Source organism: Anseongella ginsenosidimutans (genome assembly GCF_008033235.1).
Classification (GTDB): Bacteria; Bacteroidota; Bacteroidia; order Sphingobacteriales; family Sphingobacteriaceae; genus Anseongella; species Anseongella ginsenosidimutans.
On the sequence record NZ_CP042432.1, the window covers coordinates 2,576,997 to 2,599,416 of the forward strand.

At 50.7% G+C, this 22,420-nt stretch carries 21 protein-coding genes; 15 read left to right on the forward strand and 6 right to left on the reverse strand.

The genetic code is table 11. The features are described from left to right. The first annotated feature begins 2 nt into the window (after positions 1 to 2). Complete coding sequence (locus tag FRZ59_RS10645) at positions 3 to 743, forward strand: 3-keto-disaccharide hydrolase (RefSeq protein WP_132130218.1); 741 nt, start codon at positions 3 to 5, stop codon at positions 741 to 743. A 151-nt stretch (positions 744 to 894) separates the two neighbouring features. Continuing rightward, positions 895 to 1,401 carry a hypothetical protein gene (locus FRZ59_RS10650; RefSeq protein WP_132130219.1) on the forward strand — a complete coding sequence of 169 codons (507 nt, stop codon included), beginning with the start codon at positions 895 to 897 and terminating at the stop codon, positions 1,399 to 1,401. Positions 1,402 to 1,442: 41 nt separating this feature from the next. Here the strand turns inward: FRZ59_RS10650 and kdsB are convergent, their stop codons facing one another. Genes kdsB through trpS form a run of 3 tightly spaced genes read right to left on the reverse strand, consistent with a single transcriptional unit; the run spans position 1,443 to position 3,846 of the window. Continuing rightward, positions 1,443 to 2,213: a 3-deoxy-manno-octulosonate cytidylyltransferase gene (kdsB, locus tag FRZ59_RS10655; RefSeq protein ID WP_132130220.1), complete on the reverse strand. Its 771-nt coding sequence runs from the start codon at positions 2,211 to 2,213 to the stop codon at positions 1,443 to 1,445. A gap of 10 nt (positions 2,214 to 2,223) precedes the next feature. Beyond that, positions 2,224 to 2,838, reverse strand: coding sequence for a deoxynucleoside kinase (locus FRZ59_RS10660; protein WP_132130221.1), 615 nt, complete (start codon positions 2,836 to 2,838; stop codon positions 2,224 to 2,226). Between the two features lie 12 nt (positions 2,839 to 2,850). Continuing rightward, positions 2,851 to 3,846 carry a tryptophan--tRNA ligase gene (trpS, locus tag FRZ59_RS10665; protein ID WP_132130222.1) on the reverse strand — a complete coding sequence of 332 codons (996 nt, stop codon included), beginning with the start codon at positions 3,844 to 3,846 and terminating at the stop codon, positions 2,851 to 2,853. Between the two features lie 71 nt (positions 3,847 to 3,917). On the opposite strand from trpS, the gene FRZ59_RS10670 reads away from it, so the two are divergent. The 5 genes from FRZ59_RS10670 to FRZ59_RS10690 all read left to right on the forward strand — a co-directional run bounded on the left by FRZ59_RS10670 (position 3,918) and on the right by FRZ59_RS10690 (position 6,560). After that, on the forward strand, positions 3,918 to 4,667 hold the full coding sequence (locus FRZ59_RS10670; protein ID WP_132130223.1) for a lysophospholipid acyltransferase family protein: 750 nt from the start codon (positions 3,918 to 3,920) through the stop codon (positions 4,665 to 4,667). Continuing rightward, entirely contained in the window at positions 4,642 to 4,926 is a 285-nt protein-coding gene (gatC, locus tag FRZ59_RS10675; RefSeq protein WP_132130224.1) for an Asp-tRNA(Asn)/Glu-tRNA(Gln) amidotransferase subunit GatC, read from the forward strand. Before FRZ59_RS10670 ends, gatC begins: the two co-directional genes overlap by 26 nt. Before the next feature lie 62 nt (positions 4,927 to 4,988). Further along, positions 4,989 to 5,711 (forward strand): ABC transporter ATP-binding protein, encoded by a 723-nt coding sequence (locus FRZ59_RS10680; RefSeq protein WP_132130225.1) that lies wholly within the window; start codon positions 4,989 to 4,991, stop codon positions 5,709 to 5,711. Between the two features lie 22 nt (positions 5,712 to 5,733). Continuing rightward, complete coding sequence (locus FRZ59_RS10685) at positions 5,734 to 6,282, forward strand: cob(I)yrinic acid a,c-diamide adenosyltransferase (protein WP_132130226.1); 549 nt, start codon at positions 5,734 to 5,736, stop codon at positions 6,280 to 6,282. Between the two features lie 56 nt (positions 6,283 to 6,338). Next, the gene (locus FRZ59_RS10690; protein ID WP_132130227.1) at positions 6,339 to 6,560 is read left to right on the forward strand and encodes a DUF2795 domain-containing protein; all 222 of its coding nucleotides are present in this window, start codon (positions 6,339 to 6,341) and stop codon (positions 6,558 to 6,560) included. A 573-nt stretch (positions 6,561 to 7,133) separates the two neighbouring features. On the opposite strand, the gene FRZ59_RS19475 is transcribed toward FRZ59_RS10690, so the two are convergent. From FRZ59_RS19475 to queA, 3 genes are read right to left on the reverse strand one after another with little or no spacing between them, the layout of a single operon-like run. Then, complete coding sequence (locus FRZ59_RS19475) at positions 7,134 to 7,295, reverse strand: 2-C-methyl-D-erythritol 4-phosphate cytidylyltransferase (RefSeq protein ID WP_262713111.1); 162 nt, start codon at positions 7,293 to 7,295, stop codon at positions 7,134 to 7,136. Then, entirely contained in the window at positions 7,235 to 7,789 is a 555-nt protein-coding gene (locus FRZ59_RS10695; protein WP_262713112.1) for an IspD/TarI family cytidylyltransferase, read from the reverse strand. Before FRZ59_RS10695 ends, FRZ59_RS19475 begins: the two co-directional genes overlap by 61 nt. Next, positions 7,789 to 8,838, reverse strand: a complete 1,050-nt coding sequence (gene queA / locus FRZ59_RS10700; RefSeq protein ID WP_132130229.1) for a tRNA preQ1(34) S-adenosylmethionine ribosyltransferase-isomerase QueA — start codon at positions 8,836 to 8,838, stop codon at positions 7,789 to 7,791. Before queA ends, FRZ59_RS10695 begins: the two co-directional genes overlap by 1 nt. 116 nt (positions 8,839 to 8,954) lie before the next feature. Between queA and FRZ59_RS10705 the strand changes: the two genes are divergently transcribed. From FRZ59_RS10705 to FRZ59_RS10740, 8 genes are all read left to right on the forward strand, one after another. Then, positions 8,955 to 10,205 (forward strand): ABC transporter permease, encoded by a 1,251-nt coding sequence (locus FRZ59_RS10705; RefSeq protein ID WP_132130230.1) that lies wholly within the window; start codon positions 8,955 to 8,957, stop codon positions 10,203 to 10,205. A gap of 79 nt (positions 10,206 to 10,284) precedes the next feature. Beyond that, positions 10,285 to 10,827 (forward strand): RNA polymerase sigma-70 factor, encoded by a 543-nt coding sequence (locus FRZ59_RS10710; protein ID WP_132130231.1) that lies wholly within the window; start codon positions 10,285 to 10,287, stop codon positions 10,825 to 10,827. A gap of 78 nt (positions 10,828 to 10,905) precedes the next feature. After that, positions 10,906 to 11,868 (forward strand): FecR family protein, encoded by a 963-nt coding sequence (locus FRZ59_RS10715; RefSeq protein WP_132130232.1) that lies wholly within the window; start codon positions 10,906 to 10,908, stop codon positions 11,866 to 11,868. A 135-nt stretch (positions 11,869 to 12,003) separates the two neighbouring features. Further along, the gene (locus FRZ59_RS10720; RefSeq protein WP_207910338.1) at positions 12,004 to 15,309 is read left to right on the forward strand and encodes a SusC/RagA family TonB-linked outer membrane protein; all 3,306 of its coding nucleotides are present in this window, start codon (positions 12,004 to 12,006) and stop codon (positions 15,307 to 15,309) included. Positions 15,310 to 15,327: 18 nt separating this feature from the next. Beyond that, positions 15,328 to 16,854, forward strand: coding sequence for a RagB/SusD family nutrient uptake outer membrane protein (locus FRZ59_RS10725; protein ID WP_132130233.1), 1,527 nt, complete (start codon positions 15,328 to 15,330; stop codon positions 16,852 to 16,854). A gap of 175 nt (positions 16,855 to 17,029) precedes the next feature. Continuing rightward, positions 17,030 to 17,602, forward strand: a complete 573-nt coding sequence (locus tag FRZ59_RS10730; protein ID WP_132130234.1) for an RNA polymerase sigma factor — start codon at positions 17,030 to 17,032, stop codon at positions 17,600 to 17,602. A 125-nt stretch (positions 17,603 to 17,727) separates the two neighbouring features. After that, positions 17,728 to 18,744: a FecR family protein gene (locus FRZ59_RS10735; protein WP_132130235.1), complete on the forward strand. Its 1,017-nt coding sequence runs from the start codon at positions 17,728 to 17,730 to the stop codon at positions 18,742 to 18,744. A 10-nt stretch (positions 18,745 to 18,754) separates the two neighbouring features. Further along, positions 18,755 to 22,420 carry a SusC/RagA family TonB-linked outer membrane protein gene (locus tag FRZ59_RS10740; RefSeq protein WP_132130236.1) on the forward strand — a complete coding sequence of 1,222 codons (3,666 nt, stop codon included), beginning with the start codon at positions 18,755 to 18,757 and terminating at the stop codon, positions 22,418 to 22,420.

The following is a 22,420-nucleotide window of genomic DNA, read 5'->3' on the forward strand; positions in this document are numbered from 1 at the left end:
ATATGAAAAGATCATTCGTACTTAGTCTGCCATTATTAACAATTGCAGTTTTAAGCCAGGCTCAGGACAAAGCCAAGCCGGAGGACACCGAAGTATGGGAACCGGTTCCCGAAGTAGTAACACCCGGCGAGGGTACCAAGCCCCCTTCGGACGCTATTGTGCTGTTTGACGGGAGCGGGTTCAAGAACTGGGAATCGGCAAACGGAGGAGAAGTAAAATGGAATTTGGAAGGTGATGCGATGGTGGTCAAAGCAGGTACGGGGAATATTCAAACCAAACAGGAATTTACCGATTACCAGTTGCATATCGAATGGAGAACCCCGGCGAAAGTTTCGGGAGAAGGCCAGGGAAGAGGCAACAGCGGGGTTTTTATGCAGGGACGTTATGAACTTCAGGTGCTGGATTCCTACAATAACCGGACTTATTCGAACGGGCAGGCCGGCAGTATCTATAAAGACGGTATTCCGCTCGTTAACGTCAGCCTTCCCCCGGGAGAATGGCAGCGGTACGACGTGATCTACACCGCCCCGCGTTTCAATGCCGACGGTTCGGTAAAGAGCAAGGCGCGTATTACGGTACTGCAAAACGGGGTGCTGGTACAAAATAATTTTGAGATTGCAGGCCTCACCCTGTTTATCGGGGAACATCATTACGAAGAAGGCGGCCACGGCCCCGGCCCCATCATGCTCCAGGATCACGGCAACCCGACCGCTTTCCGGAATATCTGGATCAGGGAATTGTAGTTCCCGCAAATTGGCCGCGTCCCGGTCAGGTCAGGGCCGCCGGCATTTACAAAGCGGCGCAGTAATTTTAGGGTGTGAAAATAATTGCCATAAAATTGCTGCGCCGCTGTCATATCATATCTGTGGAAAATACGTTATACCTAAAAATTATATGAACCATCTTCTGAAACTGGCCGCGCTTTTACTAATATTTACGGGAACTTCCTGTGAAGAGGTAAACGAGCTTAGGGGCAAAGCCCCGGACGACCCGGAGGAACTGAAGGAATATAACCAGTTCAAAACGACCATTGAGCAGGGAGTTTCAGGCACCGTACTGTTTCAGGAAGGTAATTGCGGGTTTCCGCTGGGAGACAGCTGCAGGACTTACCCTGTTTCCAGGAACGTAAGGATTTACGAATATACCACCAAAAGCCGGACTGAAGGAGACGGGCCCTTTTTTACAAAGGTAAATACCAGGCTGGTGACAACTGCACGCTCCGACAATGAGGGTTTTTACCAGGCAAAACTGGCGCCGGGAAAGTATTCGCTTTTTATAGAGGAAGACAGCCTGTTATATGCAAACCTGTATGACAAGGACCGGGGTATCCTTGTGGCCGTTGTGGACTCCGGCTGGGTGACCATGCTCCATCCGGAGATTACGTACAAGGCTGTTTATTAGTATTTGCCACACTTGCGGTCGCAAACATCCAACCGCATTATTTAATTAAGTTCTCCTCCGAATTCTTTGAGGACACGCTGCAAGTCTTCCGGGGTGTCAATGGCATGAGTAGCCGCCCGGGTCTCGGCAAGGCGGATCGTATAACCGTTCTCCAGCCATCGGAGTTGCTCCAATGATTCGCTTAGCTCCAGCGGGGAGGGAGGAAGCTTTGTGATTTCCAATAGAATGTCCCTGCGGTACCCGTAAATGCCAATATGCTTGTAATAATCCCGGTGTTCAAGCCATTTCTCCGCCGGGACCCCTCTCAGGTAGGGAACGGGGAAGCGACTGAAATAAATGGCTTCCTTTTTCCCGTTCATGACAATTTTGGGAAGGTTGGGATTCTTCAATTCCTCCGGGGAAGTGATCTTCTTGTACAGGCTGGCCAGCTCCACACCGCTGCCATTCTCTTTTTCGCCCGTTTGAAAACAGGAACACAGCTCATCTATCTGCGCCGGATCAATGAAGGGTTCATCCCCCTGGATGTTAATGACAATATCGTAGCCGGGGAACATCCCTGCTACTTCAGCGCAGCGATCCGTTCCGCTTTGGTGACCGGAAGACGTAAGCATGGCTTTGCCGCCGAAGCCGGTTACGGCCCTCAGAATGCGTTCATCATCGGTAGCAACGACTACTTCAGAAACAGCAGATGATTTACAGACCTGCTCGTACACGCGCCGGATCATGGGTTTTCCCCCGATATCCGCCAGCGGCTTCCCCGGAAACCGTACGGATGCAAAACGAGCCGGTATGATCCCGATGATTTTCTGCATAGGATTAATGCTAAAAAAGTCCGTGTAACTCTGCCTCGATGCTCTGGATGATCGTTCCAAGATCTTCGGGCTTATCCACCGGGTTTAATTTGTCCTGGTTCACCACCAGTAATTTACCCTCCGTATAACCGCCAATCCAGGCCTCGTATTTCTCATTGAGCTTGTTCAGGTAATCCAGGCGAATGCCCACTTCGTACTCCCTGCCGCGGCGCTGTATATTGCTAACCAGGGTGGGTACCGACGCTTTCAGGTAAATAAGGAGGTCCGGCGGCTTGACAAACTGGATAATGGATTGGAAAATACCCAGGTAATTGTTGTAGTCCCGGGAAGTCATCAGGCCCATATCGTGCAGGTTATTTGCAAAAATATAAGCGTCTTCGTAAATCGTGCGGTCCTGGATGATCAGGTGTTCCTTTTCCCGGATCTCCGAAAGCTGCTGGAACCTGGCATTCAGAAAGAATATCTGCAGGTTGAATGACCAGCGCTTCATATCATTGTAAAAGTCTTCCAGGTAAGGATTATTGTCTACCGTTTCGAATACAGGCTCACACTTATAATGCCGGGCAAGTAAGCCTGTCAAGGTTGTTTTCCCCGCCCCGATATTTCCAACGATTGCTATATGCACAGCTTTATGATTTCAGAATGGCTTAATACCGATAATTTCCCTGACTTCAGCAAGGGTCTTGCGAGCGCTTTCCGATGCTTTCATTGCGCCTTCTTCCGCTACCTGCCGGATATATGCCTCGTCTGCGGATAATTCCCGGATCTTTTCACGGAAAGGGGCGGTAAAGGTAATCATATCTTCCGCCAATTGCTTTTTCATGTCACCGTAGCGTATCCGGCAGGCGTTGTACGCTTCGTTGAAATGATCGTATGTCTCCGGAGCGGATACCAATTGCAATAATGTAAAAAGATTGGCAATGGCTTCCGGCTTTTCCTGGTTCGGGACGGTAGGGCCGCTGTCGCTGACCGCGCGCATTACCTTTTTCCGGATCAGTTCCGGCTCGTCACGCAGGAAAACCGCATTACCTTCTCCTTCGGACTTGCCCATTTTCCCGCCTCCGTCAAGGCCCGGAACTTTTACCAGCTCCGTTCCGAAATTAAAGGCAAAGGGTTCCTTGAAATAGTCTGTTTTATAAAGAAAATTGAACCGGTTGGCAAAATTCCGGGTCATCTCAAGATGCTGTTCCTGGTCTTTTCCTACGGGTACCTTGGTGGCATGATGAATAAGGATATCGGCGGCCATCAGGGTAGGGTAGGTGAGCAGGCCGGCATTTACGTTTTCCGGTTGCTTGCGAACTTTTTCCTTGAAAGAAGTACAGCGTTCAAGTTCTCCAAGGTAGGAAATCATATTCAGGTAAAGGTATAATTCCGTCACCTCGGGTACGTCCGACTGTACGTAAATCGTAGCCTTTTCCGGATCGATCCCCGCTGCCAGGTATTCTATCAGCACGTTCTTTACGTTTCCGTGGAGGTCGCCCGGCGTGGGATGAGTGGTGAGGGAATGCAAGTCGGCGATAAAGAAATAGCAGGAATGCGTCTCCTGCATTTTAACAAAGTTCTTCATGGCGCCGAGGTAATTCCCCAGGTGCAGGTTTCCCGTTGAACGTATTCCGCTTACTACGATTTCCATGGGGCCGAAAGTAAGAAAAAATCTCCTATTGGCATGCCGGGGAACCCCCGCTTTTCTTATTTTTGGAGCAAATGAAAGGATTCCCGGCAAAGCTGCATGCAGTGTGGCTTCAGTTTATACTTCTACTGGTTTACGCGGTACACTATCCTTTCTTCCTGTTTTTTTCCAGGCAGCCGCGTTATTTCAGGATGTTGAACATATGCCGCAGGAACTGCTCTGCGGCCTTCATGAACCTTTCCGGGATATTTTTTGATATCCGTTACGAGGAGCCCCTTGACAGGAAAGCCACCTTCGTGTTTTGCCCGAATCATACCTCCTACCTGGATATTCCGCTTATGTGCCTGGTAGCGAACGGCGCCTTTTATTTTATGGGGAAAGAAGAGCTGCTCAGAAATCCGCTTTTCCGGTTATTTTTCAAGACCATCGATGTGCCGGTGAACCGTGATAGTAAACTTTCGGGATACCGTGCGATCAGGCGTGCCTCCGGGAACCTGAAAAATGGAATGAGCCTTGTGCTTTTCCCGGAAGGTACGATATCGGAACATCCGCCGCAGATGTTACCCTTTAAAAACGGCGCTTTCCGGCTGGCTATTGAAAACAAAGTCCCTGTGGTTCCCGTGTCCATGCTCAATACCTGGGACATCCTGTATGACAAAGGCCAGGAAAAAGGTTCCCGGCCGGGAATTATTCGTATTTTTGTGCATAAACCCGTGCCTACTGCCGGATTGGACCTTTGCGATGAAGAAAAGCTCAGGGACGAAGTATCCGGCATCATGCGCGCTAAACTTTCCGAATATGCGAGTAAGCAAAAGCACCGTTGAAAAGATGGCCCATCTGGCGCGTCTTGAAGTGGAAAACATAGAGAAGATGCAGGAAGATATGAGCAAGATCCTGGACTTCATGGATAAGCTGAATGAACTGGATACAGCTGAAGTAGCTCCGCTGGTGTATATGAACGAAGAAGTGAATATTACCCGGCCGGATGGAATGGGCGGAGAGCTTTCACGGGAAGAAGCCCTGAAAAACGCTCCTTCGACCGACGGCGCCTTTTTCAAGGTGGCCAAAGTCATTGATCTATAATGATTGTGTAATTTTTTTTATACATCCCTTTTCTGCCTGGTAAATTTTATTAGATTTGGTTTATGGAGAAAGCACTTATCTCTCTGAAAGATATCGGAAAGAAATACCTGATAGGTTCTGAAGTCATTCATGCCCTACGATCGGTGACCCTTGATATTCACAAAGGCGAATTCGTGGCCTTGATGGGGCCTTCCGGTTCCGGGAAATCTACGCTTATGAACATCCTGGGATGCCTGGATACGCCTACAAAAGGACAATACATATTGAACGGTACGGATGTGAGCCGAATGAGCGACAACCAGCTTGCCGAGGTACGGAACAAAGAGATTGGCTTCGTGTTCCAGACATTTAACCTGCTTCCGCGTTCCACCGCCCTTGACAATGTAGCCCTTCCGCTGGTGTACGCCGGCGTTCACAAGACGCAGCGGGAAGCCCGGGCCACCGAGGTCCTGGAGCATGTGGGGCTTGGCGAAAGGGTAAAACATAAGCCTAACGAGCTTTCCGGGGGGCAACGGCAGCGTGTGGCCGTGGCACGCGCCCTGATCAATGATCCTTCTATTATTCTTGCCGACGAACCTACGGGAAACCTGGATACTAAAACTTCCGTGGAGATCATGGGGCTTATCGAAGAGATCCACCGCAGGGGGAATACGATCGTATTGGTTACCCATGAAGAAGATATCGCCCAGCATGCTCATCGCATCATTAGGGTAAGGGACGGGGAAGTGGAGAACGATTATGCCAATGAAAACATCCGCTCAGTATCTGCTGTTATAGAGAGCTGAAAACAGGATATTATTTCCGGGAATGAAGATCTACACGAAAAAAGGAGATCAGGGTGAAACCTCATTGATAGGGGGGACGAGGGTCCTTAAGTCCCATCTTCGCATAGACAGTTACGGGACTGTTGATGAATTGAATGCTTATATCGGGCTCATCCGCGACCAAGCCATAGCAGCTCACTATAAAGCCGTGCTTAAAAATATACAGGAAAGTTTGTTTACCATCGGGTCTAACCTGGCTGCTGATCCTGAACATACAAAAATGCGCCTTCCGGAAGTAAATGCAAAAGGGATCGCGGAGCTGGAAATTGAAATCGATCGGATGCAGGAAGAGTTGCCGGAATTAAAACATTTTATTTTGCCAGGAGGTCATAGTATTGTATCATTTTGTCACGTAGCGCGCTGTGTGTGCCGGCGGGCCGAACGATTGATCGTTCGGCTTTCGGGCGAGGAAAAAATTAATGAGTTGATAATCAGCTATATGAATAGGCTGTCTGATTACCTGTTCGTTCTGGGAAGAAAACTGGCAATGGATTTGAAAGCGGAAGAATATAAATGGCTGCCAGAGGTATGAAATTTATTATATCTTTGCGAAAATTAGGAAAAGGCTGAATTAAACTGATTAGCGATATGTATTGGACACTTGAATTGGCTTCCCACCTGGAAGACGCTCCGTGGCCTGCCACCAAGGATGAGTTAATCGATTACGGTATCCGCTCAGGTGCGCCTGTAGAAGTAATCGAGAATCTGCAGGCCCTGGAGGACGATGGAGAGCCCTACGAGAGCATTGAAGAAATCTGGCCGGACTACCCGACCAAAGACGATTTCTTTTTTAATGAAGATGAATATTAAAAGATCCCGCCTCGAGCGGGATTTTTCATTTCAGGTATCCCGGAATTAAGCGTAAGGGCGCCGAATTTTGCCTTACCCGGTCTCGCTCAGGCGATTCTTGCGGCCGTGCCGCAAGAATCAGCATCGCTCGCTTCGGACAAGGCAAAATTCCGCTGGCCTCGCCCGCATTTCTGCAGTCCCCCTCTACCGTCCTGCCCCCTGATTTAGGTTTTTCCGTTGTTTCCTGTGTTGTTGCGACAATGCCGGGACAAAGCTGCGACAATGCTGCAATCCCGGAGCAATATCCTATTTTCTGGAAAGGACTTCCGCGAGAGGAGCGTGCGAAAGGAAGCGTGCATGCGGGAGGGAGGGAGGCAGGGTGCTTGTGTGCGTGCGTATGAGAGGAAGCGTGCCTGCAAGGCTTTGATCGCCCGCAGCGAGCGATGTTGATTCTCCGGAACGGAGAATCGCCTGAGCGAGACCGGGCGATCAAAGCCGGCACGCGCGCACAGGCCAAAACTTACTACCAAAGCAGCGCCTGCTTACGGCTAAAGCAGATACCCTGCTTACTACTAAAGCAGCGCCTGCTTACGGCTAAAGCAGCGCTTCGGCAATTTTAAGGTCGTCGGGGTAGGTGATCTTTATATTGCTGGTTTCGCCTTCTACAAGGTGAATGGGCTCGCCCGATTTTTCCACTACTGACGCATCATCGGTGAACTCATTTCTGAACTCCTGCCGGTAGGCGCGTTTGAGCAAGGCGCTGTTAAAACACTGGGGCGTCTGGACCAGGAAGTAATCATCCCTGCTGAGGCTCTGAGAGGAGTCGGCCCCCCCTTCCGCAGCGATTCCCTGCAAGGGACAGCGGGAACAGCATTCCCAAGTTCTTCAGCTTTTTCAAAACATTTCAGGATCAAGCCGGCGGAAACAAGGGGCCTTACCGCATCATGTACGGCTACGGTGCCTTTTCGCGTGACTTCCTTCAATCCCTTCCTGACAGAGTCAAAACGGGTAACCCCTCCCTTTACGAGCAGGTGAGGCACGTTAAAATTATATTCTTTGCACAATTTCTCCCAGTAGGAATGAAAATGCACATTCAGGACCAGGATGATATCGGAAGCTGCGCTTTCATGGAAGCGGTTGATGGTATGCATCAGTACAGGGAGGCCTTTCAGTTCCAGGAACTGTTTGGGGAGTTCCGAGCCCATTCGTTCTCCTTTTCCGGCTCCCACTATGATCGCATACCGGCTCATCAGATGATCAGCATGGCATCTCCGTAGCTGTAAAAGCGATACTTTTCTTTCACAGCAATATTATAGGCCTGCATGATCAGGTCATACCCGCCGAAAGCCGCCACCATCATAAGCAGGGTGGATTCCGGTGTATGAAAATTAGTGACCATGGAATTGGCAATGCTGAATTCGTAAGGAGGAAAAATAAATTTGCTGGTCCAGTCGTTGGCTGGTTTTAGTTTTTTGTTCGCCGATACCGCCGATTCGATGGCGCGCATGGACGTGGTGCCTACCGCACAAATGCGTTGTTTGGCAGCCAGGGCCTTGTTGACCATTTCGGCATGTTCCGGGCTGATCATGAAATGTTCGGAGTCCATTTTATGCTTGGTGAGGTCCTCCACTTCTACCTGGCGGAAGGTGCCAAGGCCAACGTGAAGCGTTACTTCCGCGAAATCAACACCCTTCAGTTCCAGGCGTTTCATCAATTCCCTGCTGAAATGCAGCCCCGCGGTAGGCGCTGCAACGGCTCCCTCATGCTTGGCGTAAATGGTCTGGTAACGATCCTTGTCCTCGGGTGTGGGCCTGCGTTTAATGTATTTGGGAAGGGGTGTTTCGCCAAGGATCTCAATGGCCTCCCTGAACTCCTCGTCAGTACCGTCAAAAAGGAAACGAATGGTGCGGCCCCGTGAAGTGGTATTATCCACGACTTCAGCAACCAGCAGGTCATTCTCCCCGAAATATAATTTGTTGCCTACTCGAATTTTGCGGGCGGGATCTACCAGTACATCCCACAAACGCATTTCCCTGTTAAGCTCGCGCAGGAGAAAAACCTCGATCTTAGCAGCGGTCTTTTCCTTGGTCCCGTAAAGCCGGGCGGGAAAAACCTTTGTATTGTTCAGGATCAGTACGTCCTTTTCGTCAAAATAATCTATAACATCCTTGAAAACCTTGTGTTCAATTTTGCCGGAATCTTTGTGTACCACCATTAGCCGCGATTCATCCCGGTGTCCTGCGGGGGAATGGGCAATTAAAGATTCCGGGAGCTTAAAGCCAAATTGTGATAACTTCATTTTCCAATTAATATATATTTAAAGCCGAAAAGTGCGCAAAGTTATGGATTTTTTTATGGGTTTCGCAAAATGTGCAATCGCATAAATTTTCTGTACCTTTGGCTTAAAGCATTGCTATGTTATTTCTGCGGTCCATTAAGGAAAGTATCCTGTTCGCTCTTGAAGCGCTTCGCGTAAATAAACTGCGAACCATTTTGTCTCTCCTGGGAGTCACGATCGGCATCTTTCTTATCATCAGCGTTTTTACCGTAGTGGACACGATGGAGTCCAAAATCCGTACCAGTGTTCAGAAGCTGGGCGATAACGTGGTATATATCCAGAAGTGGCCCTGGGGTGGTTTTGGCGACTATCCCTGGTGGGACTATTTCCAGCGCCCGGTCCCTACCCTGGAGGAACACCAGAAGTTATCCGACCGCCTGCAGACGGCTGAAGCTTCGACTTTTAACGTGGGGATCGGCGACCGCATGCTGGAATTCGGGACCAATACCGTGGAAGGTGTGGATATTATCGGCACTACTTTTCAATTCGATAAAGTAAGGGACCTGGAATTCAGCGGGGGGCGTTACTTTACCAATATGGAAATGGCCAAGGGCAGCAATGTAGCGATCATCGGCGCTACCATAGCTGACGGCCTGTTTGGCAGCGTGGACCCGATCGGGAAAGAAATAAAGGCTGCCGGAAGGCAGGTGACGGTGATAGGCACTCTGGTTAAAGAAGGGGATGATATGTTCGGCAACACTACGGATGAATGGGTAATTGTTCCGGTGAATTTTGCCCGAAACCTGGTGAATATACGCAGCGAGAGCAGCAATCCTGATATCTGGGTGAAAGGGAAGGAGGGCGTTGGCGCCGCCGAAGTGGAAGCGGAGCTGCGCGGGGTAATGCGTTCTATCCGGAAGCTTTCTCCCGGTGAAACGGATGATTTTGCACTGAACCGGAATGATATTGTGGCACAGCAGCTGGAGCCGGTGTTTGCCATTGTGAATTTCGCCGGCTGGGTCATCGGGCTGTTCTCCATTTTGGTGGGCGGTTTCGGGATTGCGAACATCATGTTCGTTTCGGTAAAAGAGCGGACGAATATTATAGGCATCCAGAAATCGCTCGGCGCTAAGAATTATTTCGTGCTTTCCCAGTTCCTGGTAGAATCTATTGCGCTTTGCCTCATAGGAGGTACCATCGGGCTTTTCCTCGTATTCATGCTCACGCTTGTGTTTTCCTCCCTCACCGGCACCGCCGTGGTGCTTTCGGCCTGGAATATCACGCTTGGGCTCCTTATTTCCGTGATCATTGGCATCGTGGCAGGGTACTGGCCGGCTTACAGCGCCGCCAAACTTGACCCCGTGGAAGCCATTCGCTCCGGATTCTGACATAGGGTAACTTTTAAGGTACAATTTGCTGTTTTTTGTAAAAAAGTTGTTATCTTCATCAACCAACCAGAATCACTTGATGAGACTGTTTACTGATGAAGATCAACTGATTGAAGGCCTTTGTAACAGCGATCCGGTAAGTTTTAGAATAATTTACAGGCTGCACTGGAAAAGACTGTTTGACCTCGCCTGCCATATCATGCAGGACGAGGCGGATGCGGAAGATGTAGTACAGGATGTTTTCTGTTCCCTCTGGTACAGGCGCGAGCAATTGCAGATCAGAACGGCCCTTGAAAATTACCTGGTAAAAGCCGTGAAATACACCGCTTTCTTTTATCTTAAAATGCAGGCTGCCCGGCGAAACGCCACGTTGCCGGAAGAAGCAATCCCCTCCCCGGTAAACAGCACGGAAGAATCTCTTTTTCACAAGGAACTCGAAGCAATGATGAACAGGCTGCTCGGAACCCTGCCATTTAAGACCCGCCGGATATTTTCGCTCAGCCGGTTCCAGGGTCTGAGTTATCCTGAAATCGCCAATGAAATGGGCGTTTCAGTCAAAACCGTAGAGTATCATATTTCCAAGGCCCTTAGAAGGTTATCAGCGAGGCGGGGCCTTTTTTAGCCGGGCCTTTTAAAAAATTCAATTTTTTTTAGGGTATGCCGGGGTGTTTATACACTAGTATATAATTAACCTGGCAATATGTCGCCCATCAGCAGAAACATGCTTGAAAAATACCTTCGGGGAGAATGCAGCCCTGATGAGGAAAAACATGTGCGCAACTGGTTCGATCTCAACGACGCAGGAGAGTACCCTACCGTCCTTGACGAAAAGGAATACTCGCGGAAGGAACAAAAACTTTGGGGACGTTTAACCCGGAGCCTGCGTGGCGCGGGCATGTCCGTTAAGGGGAACAGGCGCCCTTACCGGCGGGCCATACCATACGCCGCGGCCGTTGTATTGCTGCTTTCTGTGTGGTTTGCCTGGGAGCAGCTGAACCCGGGATTTTGGCGGAACGGCAGCAGCTATAGTACTGCTTCCGGGGAGGTCAGAAGCTTTAGCCTGCCGGACGGTACAGTGGTCACGCTGAACGCTATGTCAAGAATAAAGATCCCGGCTGATTACGGGAGAAAAGACCGGAGCGTTTACCTGGAAGGAGAAGGGTATTTTATGGTTCAGAAGAACCCGGACCTTGCCTTCACCGTCTATTCAAATGATATCGCTACCACCGCATTAGGAACCATATTCAACGTTTCGGCTTATCCCACCGATGGCGAAACCATTGTGTCGCTTCATGAAGGCAGTGTTTCGGTAAACAGGAAGGGCGGAGAGGAAAACAGCGTGCAGCATATGGTCCTGGAGCCCGGAGAGGAAATCATTTGCTCGGGGAACGGGAACTTCGTCCGGAAGCTGTTCAACCGGATGGAAAGGTTAGGTTGGAAAGACCAGGTGATCTATTTCGACCAGGCTGATCTGCAGGAAGTTATCCGGAAGCTGGAACGGTATTACGGCGTCAGTTTTGATTACCGGGAACTGGAAGGCGATAACTGGGAACTCACGGGTGAATACCGGTATGTCCCCTTAAAGGACATTCTGGAAAGCCTTTCTTTTAATTACGGGATAAAATACAAGATAGAAGATGAGCAGGTAACCTTATTCAAATAACCTAACAATTATATATGGACTCAAGTTAAAAAACCCCCGCTACGGGCGGGGGCTTTCTTCATCAAATTAAATACGTCAACAGGCTGAGTTTGGACGCCTGCACTGTCGACGGATTTTAACCTAATACCCAAAATTATGAAAAAAAATGTATTAAGACTCCTCATAATGACCTCGAGGTATGTTTTAATTGGCTTAATAATTCAATTTGTCAGCTTCAATCTGCTGTTTGGGCATGATGCCCATGCACAGTTGGATAAGGTGATACATACCAACCTGAACGGTAAAACCGTCGAGGAAATTTTTTCTGTCATTGAAAGCGAAACGGCGTTTAACTTTATTTACGACTCCCGGCGCGTGGATGTTAGCCGGAAAATACCTGGCTGGCAGCCGGACCTTACCGTAGAAGCGATCATCAAAAAGATGGCTTTGGAAGGTCATATGGCCTTTAAGCCGATTGATAATACCATTACGGTCATCCATTCGGCCAGGAGAACGATCAACAGCAGTCCGCTCCGGAGGACCGCGCGCATTACGGAAACCTGGAACACAAACCTCTCCCTGGCCTTTCCGGACATCAAATCTCACCTGGAGTTCCAGCAGGGAACCGTCAACGGAACCGTAACCGATAAAGAAACCGGCGCTGCGCTGCCCGGGGTGAGCGTGCAGGTGAAGGGGACCACGATAGGCACCTCCGCCGATGAAAACGGGAAATATGAAGTAGATGTACCCGCGGGCGCCGTATTGGTGTTCTCCATGATGGGCTACCGGAGCCTGGAAGTCCCGGTGGGCAACCGCTCCGTGGTGAACGTGCAGCTTGAAATGGACCTCGCCCGCCTGGAAGAAGTAGTCGTAGTCGGCTACGGCACTCAGCAGCAACGGAATATTTCCGGCTCGGTGACCAACCTCTCGGAAAGGGATTTTAACAAGGGCGTCAACCGCAATGCCGTGGATATGCTGCAGGGAAAAGTGGCCGGCCTGATCGTTACAACCGGCAGCGGCGACGTTTCTTCCGAAAAAACGATCCGCCTGAGGGGAACCTCTTCCCTGACCGGGAGCAGCGCGCCTTTCGTGGTTATTGACGGGGTGCCGGGGCTCAACATGAATTCAGTGGCTCCCCAGGATATAGAATCCATCAGTATTCTCAAGGACGCCTCGGCAGCCGCCATTTATGGATCCAGGGCGGCCAGCGGGGTGATCCTGATCACAACTAAAAAAGGTACAAAGGGAGCCGGAAAGCCGGTAGTGGAATACGAGGGCTTTGTCGCTACTGACAAGGTGACCAATATGCCCGAGGTCCTGGATGCCGCCACCTGGCGCAGTTATACCACCGAAAATGACATTAATACCGAAGGGATGGACCTGGGCGCGTCTACCAACTGGTTTGAGGAGATCATGCGGACTGCAGTTACGCAGAGCCATAGCCTGTCCATGTCAGGCGGAAACCAGGCAAGCAGCTACCGGGGCTCCCTGACTTACCTGGATAAGCAGGGGGTAGTACGGGACAATGCGCTTGAGCGGTTTAACGCACGCCTGTCCTTTAACCAGCGCGCGCTGGACGATAGATTGAATCTCACCTTTACAGGGGCCATGACCGAACGTAATTATTCGCCTACCGATACCCGGAATTTCGTGCTGGCGTATAACATGATCCCTGTGGTCCCGGTGAAAATGGAAGACGGTTCCTGGTATGATTCCCAAAGCTATGATCAGGGTAATCCCGTCAGGAATATGACCTATAACAGCTTCAATCATAAGAACAGTCTCTATTACGGCAACCTGAAGGCCAACCTTACCCTGGCGGAAGGCTTAACGGCCGGGATCAATTTGCTGAAACAGCGGGAATCCAATGATTATGATGAGTACCTCAATTCCCAGACGGAACGCGGGCGGAATGATCAGGGATTTGCCAAGCGGGAATCCTGGACTGCCGATAAGCAATTGATCGAAACCACGCTCAACTACGAATTAACAACCGGCGAACATGACCTTAATTTCCTGGCAGGGTATTCCTATGAAGACAATAATTATCAACGGTCAGGAGCCCAGAACCGCCAGTTCGTCACCGACTTCTTCGGTTCCGACAACCTCGGCGCAGGCGAAAATCTCAGGCCCGCCGACGTATGGTCCGAGGCGAACATGTTCAAACTGGCTTCGTTCTTCGGAAGGGTGAATTATACCTTCAACAGCAAGTATATTCTTACTGCTTCACTTCGCCGCGACGGATCCTCCAAATTCGGGGAAAACCATAAATGGGGCACGTTTCCCTCGGTCTCGGCGGCCTGGCTGGTGAGTGATGAAGATTTTATGCAAAGCGCGGCGTTTTTTGATTACCTGAAGATCCGGACCGGTTACGGAGTATCGGGCAACCAGGCAGGTATTGACCCTTACAAGACATTGCAGCTTTACGGGCAGTCAGGGCGGTATTACGATAACGGCAGCTGGTACACCGCTTACCAGATCAGCCAGAACGCTAACCCCAACCTGAAATGGGAAGAAACTGCCATGTTCAATATCGGGGTCGATTACAGCCTCTTTAACGGCCGCCTGAACGGGACGATAGAATATTATGACAAGCGCACATCGGACCTGCTGTATACCTACCAGGTTCCCGTGCCGCCTAACCTGTACCCGGACATGCTGGCCAATGTAGGATCCATGTCAAATAAAGGCGTTGAATTCCTGTTCAATACCGATGCCATCCGGAAAAACGATTTTCGCTGGAATATTTCACTGAATATCGCTCATAACGAGAATGAGATCACGGAACTTTCCAACGAGGACTTCAGTACCAGTTCCATTAAGACCGGTTCCGCATGGATCAGGGGCGGATCCGACAATACGACGCATATCGTAGAAGAAGGCCGCGAAGTGGGCACTTTTTACGGCTGGCGCGCCCTGGGACTGGACGAGAACGGGAAGTACATCATGGACGATATGGTGGACGGCAAGGCAGGCCTGACGGATGAAGACCGTACGTATATCGGGTCGGCCCAGCCGGAGCTTACCTACGGGATCGCCAACAGCTTTACGTATAAGAACTGGGAATTCAATTTCTTTTTAAGAGGTGTTTCCGGAAACGATGTGCTGAATTTTTCAAGGATGTCTTACGCCACCACGCAATGGCTCCCAGGCGCGAATGTACTGGAAGATGCCCTTGTGAACGGCTTAACGGACAACCCCAAGTATTCCAGTTTCTATATCGAGGACGGTTCCTTCCTTCGGCTGGATAACGCCAGCCTTGCCTATAATTTTGATACGCAGAATTTCCTTGGTATAAGCCGGTTCAGGGTATTCGTCACCGGGCAGAATCTTTTCATTATCACCAATTATACAGGGCTCGATCCGGAGATAACCATGGATGGGCTGGATCCCGGGGTGGAAGGAAGGGAATATTATCCCAAATCCAGGACGCTGTCCTTTGGTGTGAACCTGAGTTTCTAACCTCCAAAACGTAGTACAATGAAAAAAGCGAGATTATATGGCATTGCCATCGCGGCGCTGCTGATGCAAGCCGGATGCACTGACCTGAGCGAAGAAGTATATGATAAACTTCCGGTAGGGGAGTTCGGGAATTCTGAAAGAGAAATCAACGCTCTGGTAGCCCCGATTTACCGGACGCTGAAGGGAGTCTATCCCAGCAATTTTTTCCTGCTGAGCGAATGCTCCTCCGATATGGCCATTACACCTACCCGCAAGGGCGGCGACTGGTGGGACGGCGGACAATTCAAGGAACTGCGCCTCCATACCTGGACACCGAACACGGCCGTTGTGCGGGATTCCTATAACAGCGCCTTCAGCGCCATTACTTCCTGCAACAAGATCTATTCGATGGTGGAAGAAAATCCCAACGTCCCGGAAAAGGAACAGGTATTGGCCGAGATCCGGGGAATGCGGGCCTACTGGTATTATATGCTGCTCGACTATTTCGGAAACGTACCTATAGTGACCGATTTCGAGAATACCGAGCTGCCCAGTACCAATAGCAGGAAGGAAGTCTATGAATTTGTGGTTTCCGAGCTGAATGCCATTAAGGACATTGTCCGGAGCGATGTTACCCCCGCCAGTTACGGCAAAGTGACCCAGGGTTTCGTTTATACCCTGCTGGCAAAAATGTACCTGAACGCCGAAGTATGGAATCCCGAAGGAGGCGCCAAATGGCAGGAATGTATTGATGCCTGTAATAAGGTAATGGAACTGGACTATATCCTGGAGCCCGACTGGAAAACGAATTTTATCGTGCAGAATGAAAACTCAAAGGAGATCATCTTCCCCGTTGTGTTCAGTACGGCCGACGGCGGCAACCATATTGCCCAGCGGACGCTTCATTACCTTGATCCTATTGCCCTGGGCCTGAAGATCGGAACCTGGAACGGCATCAGCGCCATGCCGGAATATGTAGAGGCCTTTGACCCGGACGACAAACGGCTTGCCGGGAGTTTCCTTACGGGGCCAATGCTGGACCCAGCGACCGGAGAAGTCCTTATTACCGCGCATAACCGCCCCCTGATCCATACTGTGGACATCACGCTGAAATACAATATGGATGCTGACGGCTGGGGTCAGGTGGAGCAGGAAGACGGCGCCCGCTGTTTCAAGTGGGAGTTTGAAAGCGGCCTCAACGGCGATGCCGAAAATGACTTCGGGATCTTTCGTCTGGCGGACGTGTACCTGATGAAGGCCGAAGCCCTCGTCCGTAGCGGCGGAAGCAATGCAGAAGCCACCACCCTTGTCAATAAGATACGGGAACGTGCTTTTGATGATCCTTCCAAATTAAAGACAAGCGTTACGCTGGATGACATCTACCAGGAAAGGAGATTTGAACTGGCCTGGGAAGCCACCTCCCGGCAGGACAATATCCGGTTCGGCAAATTCCTGGATGCTATTCCGGGCTGGAAAGGCGCCACTCCTGAGAAATGCCTCCTGTTTCCCATTCCCATTACGGCGATCAACGCGAACGATAACCTGGAGCAGAACCCGGGATATTAAGTTAATCACTATATAGGTTTGCTGTTGCTTATGCGCGGCATGTTCGCTTCGGCGATACATGCCGCGCTTTTTTTCAGGATGCCAAAATAATACCAGTATTTGATTTAAAATGCAAAGCGATTCCGGTATCAAGGCTTTAACTTTAAAGGAGCATTGAAACAGATTTTTACGTGCTATGGCTGCCCAAACAAAACCTGGCGCCTCCGACTGGGAGCAAGCTTACGATTGTTATTTTCCACTGCTGTTCCGTTATTCCCTTCGTTTTACCGCCGACCGGGATATAATCAAGGACCTGTTGCAAGACCTTTTTCTTGACCTTTACCTAAAACGGGAGTTGCCCGGCTCCATCAGGAACCTGAGAAGTTACCTGCTGGTAAGCGTCCGCAGAAACCTGCTGAAAAGGCTTTCCCGGGAGGCAGCACGCCGGATGATCCCTTTTTCCGAAGAAAGTAATGATTTCCTACTGGAACTTTCCGCCGAGAGCCGGATCATTGCCGGCGAGCTGCTGGAATCCAGGTCCCATTACCTTCAAAAGGCAGTAGATTCCCTGACCAGGCGGCAAAAGGAAGCCGTCTATCTCCGTTTTTATGAAAACCTGAGTTATGACGAGATCGGGGAGATCATGGGGATGAAGGAAGTGAAATACGCCCGTACGCTGATTTACCGGGCCATTTCTGAAATGAAAGCAACGCTGAAGAAAGCGGGCAGCCCTATTTGCCTGGCTTTATTGCTTTCGCCCCGGTTTTGAATGCCAGCACCGCTGCTACCATCGGCGACGCTTGTCGGTATTGCCGCCGCGACCAAGAAAAATAATTTTTTTTTGAGGGTATTTTGCGGGCCTGCGCCTCCTTATTGTAAAATCAGCAGGAATTTATGGACTATCGGGAGTTTTCTGTGGAGGACTTTGTTCTGGACCCTTTTTTCCGGTCCTGGATAAAATATAACACACCTGGCGCCAGCGAGTTTTGGAGCGACTGGTTAGCAGCGAATCCCGGCATGACGGCCAGGGTGGAGGAAGCCAGGGAACTTGTTTTGTGTCTTGACTTCAAGGCCGGGGAACCTTCCGAGACGGAAATCCGGGAGGTCAAAGATGCGCTGACAAAGAAGTTCCGGAAGCCGGAACCTGGCGCCGAGACAGCATCCGCAGCGGCCAGGAGCCGTAGATTTTCATTTTCTTACCCTGTTGCGGCGGCGCTCGTATTCCTCTTACTGGCGCCGCTTGCGGTTCACTTTCTGCGTTCCTCAAAACTTAATATTTCCACAACATTCGGTGAAACCAGGAATATTACCTTGCCCGACGGTTCCAGGGTGAGCCTGAACGCAAATTCCAGGATATCCTACGCCAGGGATTGGGAGGGAGAAGACGGGCGCGAAATATGGCTGGAAGGAGAGGCATTCTTTGACATCGCCGAAAAGCCGCAAGGTATGAAGCCGGAGTTTTATGTGCATGCCGGCGAGCTTACGATTAAAGTGCTGGGTACCGCTTTTAACGTGTACAGGCGGGCAGGTAAAACTTCGGTTGTGTTGCAGGAAGGGAGTGTGGAGCTTTCTTCGGCCAGCCAGCCGGCTTCTGCCGGTAAGCTGCTGATGAAGCCGGGGGAAAAAGTGGATTTCGAAAAAGGTAATTATAAGATTGAAAAGGTGGCCGTCGAACCGTTTTTATCCTGGAAAGACCACCGGATGGTCTTTGAGAATACGGAGCTTTCAGGGATCGCCCGCATGCTGGAAGATAATTACGGCTACCAGGTGATCTTCAAAGACCCAGCGCTTGAAAAGTTGCGGTTCACCGGTTCATATTCCACCGAGCGGATAGATGTTTTCCTGAAAGCTCTGAGCGAGGCGTTTAATATCAGGGTAAGCCTGAAAGATAAAACCATAACGATCCAATAAATTAACCACCATGCGACACCGATTAACCAGAAACCTCCGGCTGATTGTCCTGCTATGCTTTTTCAGCGGCAGCTTGTCCCTGAAAGCGCAGGACCTGGCTTCCGCAGGGGCGGAAAACTCCTCTTCCGGCGCAGAAAGCAGTCCTGCCCGCGCTGAAAACCTTCCGGACGTGCTAGGAAGGCTGGAATCTTTTTTTAATATCTATTTCGGGTATGATCATCGCCTGGTAAAGGACGTGCTTGTGCCTTCCCGCCTGAGCAGGATCGTATACCGGGACCCCGAACAACAGCTGAATTTTCTCCTGAGGCCCCTGCACCTTGATTTTGTAAAGGTCGGTGAAAAGGATTACGTGATAAGGGCGGCTGACACCGGCAGCGGGGAGGCCGAAGGAAAGCTGGAAGCGGGCGCATACCTGCACCGGCCGTTCCCGCAGGAAAACCGGGAAACGTTTGACCTCTTGTCCGGCCGGCAGCAAGAGCTAAGAGGGACGGTAAGCAATGAATCGGGCGAACCCCTTCCCGGTGTGAGCGTTCAGGTGAAAGGGACGGCCAATGGCACTTCCACAGATGCCGACGGGCAATTCAGCCTCAGGGTTCCCGGAGAAGACGCGGTACTTGTCTTTACCCTGATCGGCTATGAAACAAGAGAGGTAACTCCCGGTAATCAAACGGAACTGGCTGTGCAATTGCAGCCGGATGCTGCCCAGCTGGATGAAGTAGTCGTAACCGCTCTTGGCATTTCCAGGGATAAAAAATCGCTTGGTTATTCCGTGGGAGAGGTAGACGGGGAAGCGATGGATAATGTAGGGAACGAAAACCTGCTGACCTCGCTTTCAGGAAGGGTTTCAGGGGTCACCATTAACCAGACCAGCGGAATAGGCTCTTCTACCAGCATTATCATCCGCGGGGCTAGTTCCCTGCGCAATAATCAACCGCTTTTCGTTGTGGACGGAGTTCCGGTGGCCAGTTCTCTTGGCAACGTAAGCGATAAGGGAAGCGGCAATAAGGTGGACTACGGGAATGCTATTTCTGATATAAATCCCGACGATATTGAAAGCATTTCGGTATTGAAAGGGCCTAGTGCGGCTGCCCTGTACGGATCGAGGGCCGGAAACGGAGTTATCCTTATCACCACGAAGTCGGGAAAAAAGGGGCAGGGCCTGGGTGTAAACTTTTCCAGTTCGAATGTCTTTGAAGTACCTTACCGCTTTCTCGATTTCCATTATAAGTATGCCAACGGGGAGCGTCCCTTTTTGCTGGAAGAAAGCTCTGCCTACTGGGGAGGCCTCCCCCTTGATGTGGGAAATACGGCGGAGCAGTGGAACAGCCCGCTGGATGAGAACGGAAACAAGGTCCCGACGGAACTGCGGTCTTACCCGGACAATATGAAAAACTTCCTGGAAACGGGTATTACTTCCACCAATAATATTGCCCTGTCGGGCTCTTCGGATAAAGCCACTTACCGGGTATCTTATAATAATATGACCCATAAGGGGCTTATCCCCAATTCTGATCTGCACCGTAACGGCCTGTCAGCTAACGGTACCTATCGCATCCTGGATGATGTTTCGCTGAGTACTAATATTAATTTTACCCGTTCGAATTCTAAAAGCCGACCCCAGACCGCCGAGCGGAACGGAAACCCCCTGCAGCACGTGTATAACTGGCCTCATGTCGACGTCCGGGAGCTGGAAAACTATTGGCAGGAAGAAGGGACCCAGCAGCTTAGCCCGGCGCCCGGAGATATGGATAATCCCTATTTCCTGGCTTATGAGCTAAAGAACGCCTATACCCGCGATCGTATTTTCGGGAATATAAAGCTGGACTGGACCATTGCCCCCGGCTTTACCGCCTTTGCCCGCATATCCCATGATGCGTACAATGAAAACCGGGAAACCCGGATCCCCTGGAGCTACAGCGAAATGGGGCAGGGAGGATATTACCTCGAAAACCTGAACCGCAGGGAAACGAATGCCGATTTTTTGCTGAGTCATCAGCGGAATTTCGGAAGCTTTGACCTGAATGTTTCCGGCGGCGGAAATTACATGAAACAACGTGGATTCAACAATGATGTAGGTGGCGCAGGCCTTTCGATCCCGAATTTATACCGGATATCCAATATTCCAGCGGGAAACAGGCTGGCCAATAATTATGCCTATGAAAAGGCGATTTATAGCTTGTATGCCCTTGCTTCCCTGGGATTCAGTAACCAGGTTTACCTGGATCTGACCGCCAGGAACGACTGGTCCAGTACGCTTCCAGCGGATAACCGTTCTTATTTTTATCCTTCCGCTTCATTGAGCTGGCTCGCCAACTATACTTTTGACCTGCCGGCTTCCATATCCCTGCTAAAGCTGCGGGGAGGCTGGGCGCAGGTGGGCAATGATGCAGACCCTTACCAGCTTAAACAAAGCCTGGGCCCCGGCAACTGGGGCGACCTGGTGACTACCGGTATTTCCGGCACCATGCTGAATGCGGCCCTGAAACCGGAGATTGCAACCTCTGTCGAAGGCGGAATTGACCTGAATATGTTCAATGACCGGCTTCGTTTTGATATTACCTATTACAATATGGTGAACCGGAATCAGATCCTGCCGATTAAAACCGCTTCTTCTTCGGGTTTTGACAATAAACTGATCAATGCCGGGAAGCTGCAAAGCCGGGGATGGGAAGCCGGACTGGGATTCACGCCTATTGATAACCGGAATGGCTGGACCCTGGATGTTAACACCAATTTCAGCCGCAATCGCGTCACCCTGAAGGAGCTGATCCCCGGAATGGAATATTATGAGTTATGGGGCGAGAACGGCGGCGGCGCCTATACCTTCGTGGGTGAGCAAATGGGCAATATGTACGGCCGCGGGCATGCCTATGTGGAAGATCCGGCTTCTCCTTACTACCGGTGGCCTATTATTGATTATGACGGCAGCAACGGGGGAATGCAATGGCAGGAACTGGACGGCCGTGACAATAATGTGAAAGTAGGCAATTTCAATCCCGACTTCCTGATGGGGCTGCAGCTGAACCTTCGCTACAAGCGCTTTTCGGTAGACATGAGCTTTGACTGGCGAAGCGGGGGAGAATTCATGTCCTTTACCTACCGATACGGAGAATCCGACTGGAAATCCCAGCGTCAAATTGACAACCTCATCCCCGGCAGCCACTATTCTCCCGAAGAGCTGGTCAACCTGCTGAAATCGGATCCTGAGAAATACATCATCCCGCAAAACGGGAATTATCCCCGGGTGGGCGGGCACACCCCGGAAACCGGCGGCTTTGGCCCTGACGGAGACGGCGTGTTTATTCCGGGTGTCTGGCAGGATGCAGACGGCGAATACCACGAGTGGCTGGGCGGTGAAGGAACGCAGTACATTCCCATTACCAATGCCTATCCCTGGGGCTTTAACCGGCAGGTGACCTTTGACGCTTCCTTTATAAAAATGCGGGAGCTTTCTGTTTCCTACCGTATCCCGGAACTGTTCGGGGTAATCCAGAACGCGACGCTTTCGGTCTTTACCCGGAACCTGATGCTCTGGAATGCAGCAAAGATCGGCATTGATCCCGAGCGGGCCTTCTGGGCCGATCCGGGAAGGGGCGGCTTTAGGCAGGGTATCGAAAGGCAGAACGTGATGCCCTGGACCATGCCGCTGGGATTCAAACTGGATGTTAATTTTTAA

What these genes read in the sequence shown, in the direction of transcription:
- FRZ59_RS10645 (WP_132130218.1), top strand. Translation starts at nt 3, where the DNA reads ATGAAAAGATCATTCGTACTTAGTCTGCCATTATTAACAATTGCAGTT.
- FRZ59_RS10650 (WP_132130219.1), top strand. Translation starts at nt 895, where the DNA reads ATGAACCATCTTCTGAAACTGGCCGCGCTTTTACTAATATTTACGGGA.
- kdsB (WP_132130220.1), bottom strand. Translation starts at nt 2,213, where the DNA reads ATGCAGAAAATCATCGGGATCATACCGGCTCGTTTTGCATCCGTACGG.
- trpS (WP_132130222.1), bottom strand. Translation starts at nt 3,846, where the DNA reads ATGGAAATCGTAGTAAGCGGAATACGTTCAACGGGAAACCTGCACCTG.
- FRZ59_RS10670 (WP_132130223.1), top strand. Translation starts at nt 3,918, where the DNA reads ATGAAAGGATTCCCGGCAAAGCTGCATGCAGTGTGGCTTCAGTTTATA.
- gatC (WP_132130224.1), top strand. Translation starts at nt 4,642, where the DNA reads ATGCGAGTAAGCAAAAGCACCGTTGAAAAGATGGCCCATCTGGCGCGT.
- FRZ59_RS10680 (WP_132130225.1), top strand. Translation starts at nt 4,989, where the DNA reads ATGGAGAAAGCACTTATCTCTCTGAAAGATATCGGAAAGAAATACCTG.
- FRZ59_RS10685 (WP_132130226.1), top strand. Translation starts at nt 5,734, where the DNA reads ATGAAGATCTACACGAAAAAAGGAGATCAGGGTGAAACCTCATTGATA.
- FRZ59_RS10690 (WP_132130227.1), top strand. Translation starts at nt 6,339, where the DNA reads ATGTATTGGACACTTGAATTGGCTTCCCACCTGGAAGACGCTCCGTGG.
- FRZ59_RS10695 (WP_262713112.1), bottom strand. Translation starts at nt 7,789, where the DNA reads ATGAGCCGGTATGCGATCATAGTGGGAGCCGGAAAAGGAGAACGAATG.
- queA (WP_132130229.1), bottom strand. Translation starts at nt 8,838, where the DNA reads ATGAAGTTATCACAATTTGGCTTTAAGCTCCCGGAATCTTTAATTGCC.
- FRZ59_RS10705 (WP_132130230.1), top strand. Translation starts at nt 8,955, where the DNA reads ATGTTATTTCTGCGGTCCATTAAGGAAAGTATCCTGTTCGCTCTTGAA.
- FRZ59_RS10710 (WP_132130231.1), top strand. Translation starts at nt 10,285, where the DNA reads ATGAGACTGTTTACTGATGAAGATCAACTGATTGAAGGCCTTTGTAAC.
- FRZ59_RS10715 (WP_132130232.1), top strand. Translation starts at nt 10,906, where the DNA reads ATGTCGCCCATCAGCAGAAACATGCTTGAAAAATACCTTCGGGGAGAA.
- FRZ59_RS10720 (WP_207910338.1), top strand. Translation starts at nt 12,004, where the DNA reads ATGAAAAAAAATGTATTAAGACTCCTCATAATGACCTCGAGGTATGTT.
- FRZ59_RS10725 (WP_132130233.1), top strand. Translation starts at nt 15,328, where the DNA reads ATGAAAAAAGCGAGATTATATGGCATTGCCATCGCGGCGCTGCTGATG.
- FRZ59_RS10730 (WP_132130234.1), top strand. Translation starts at nt 17,030, where the DNA reads ATGGCTGCCCAAACAAAACCTGGCGCCTCCGACTGGGAGCAAGCTTAC.
- FRZ59_RS10735 (WP_132130235.1), top strand. Translation starts at nt 17,728, where the DNA reads ATGGACTATCGGGAGTTTTCTGTGGAGGACTTTGTTCTGGACCCTTTT.
- FRZ59_RS10740 (WP_132130236.1), top strand. Translation starts at nt 18,755, where the DNA reads ATGCGACACCGATTAACCAGAAACCTCCGGCTGATTGTCCTGCTATGC.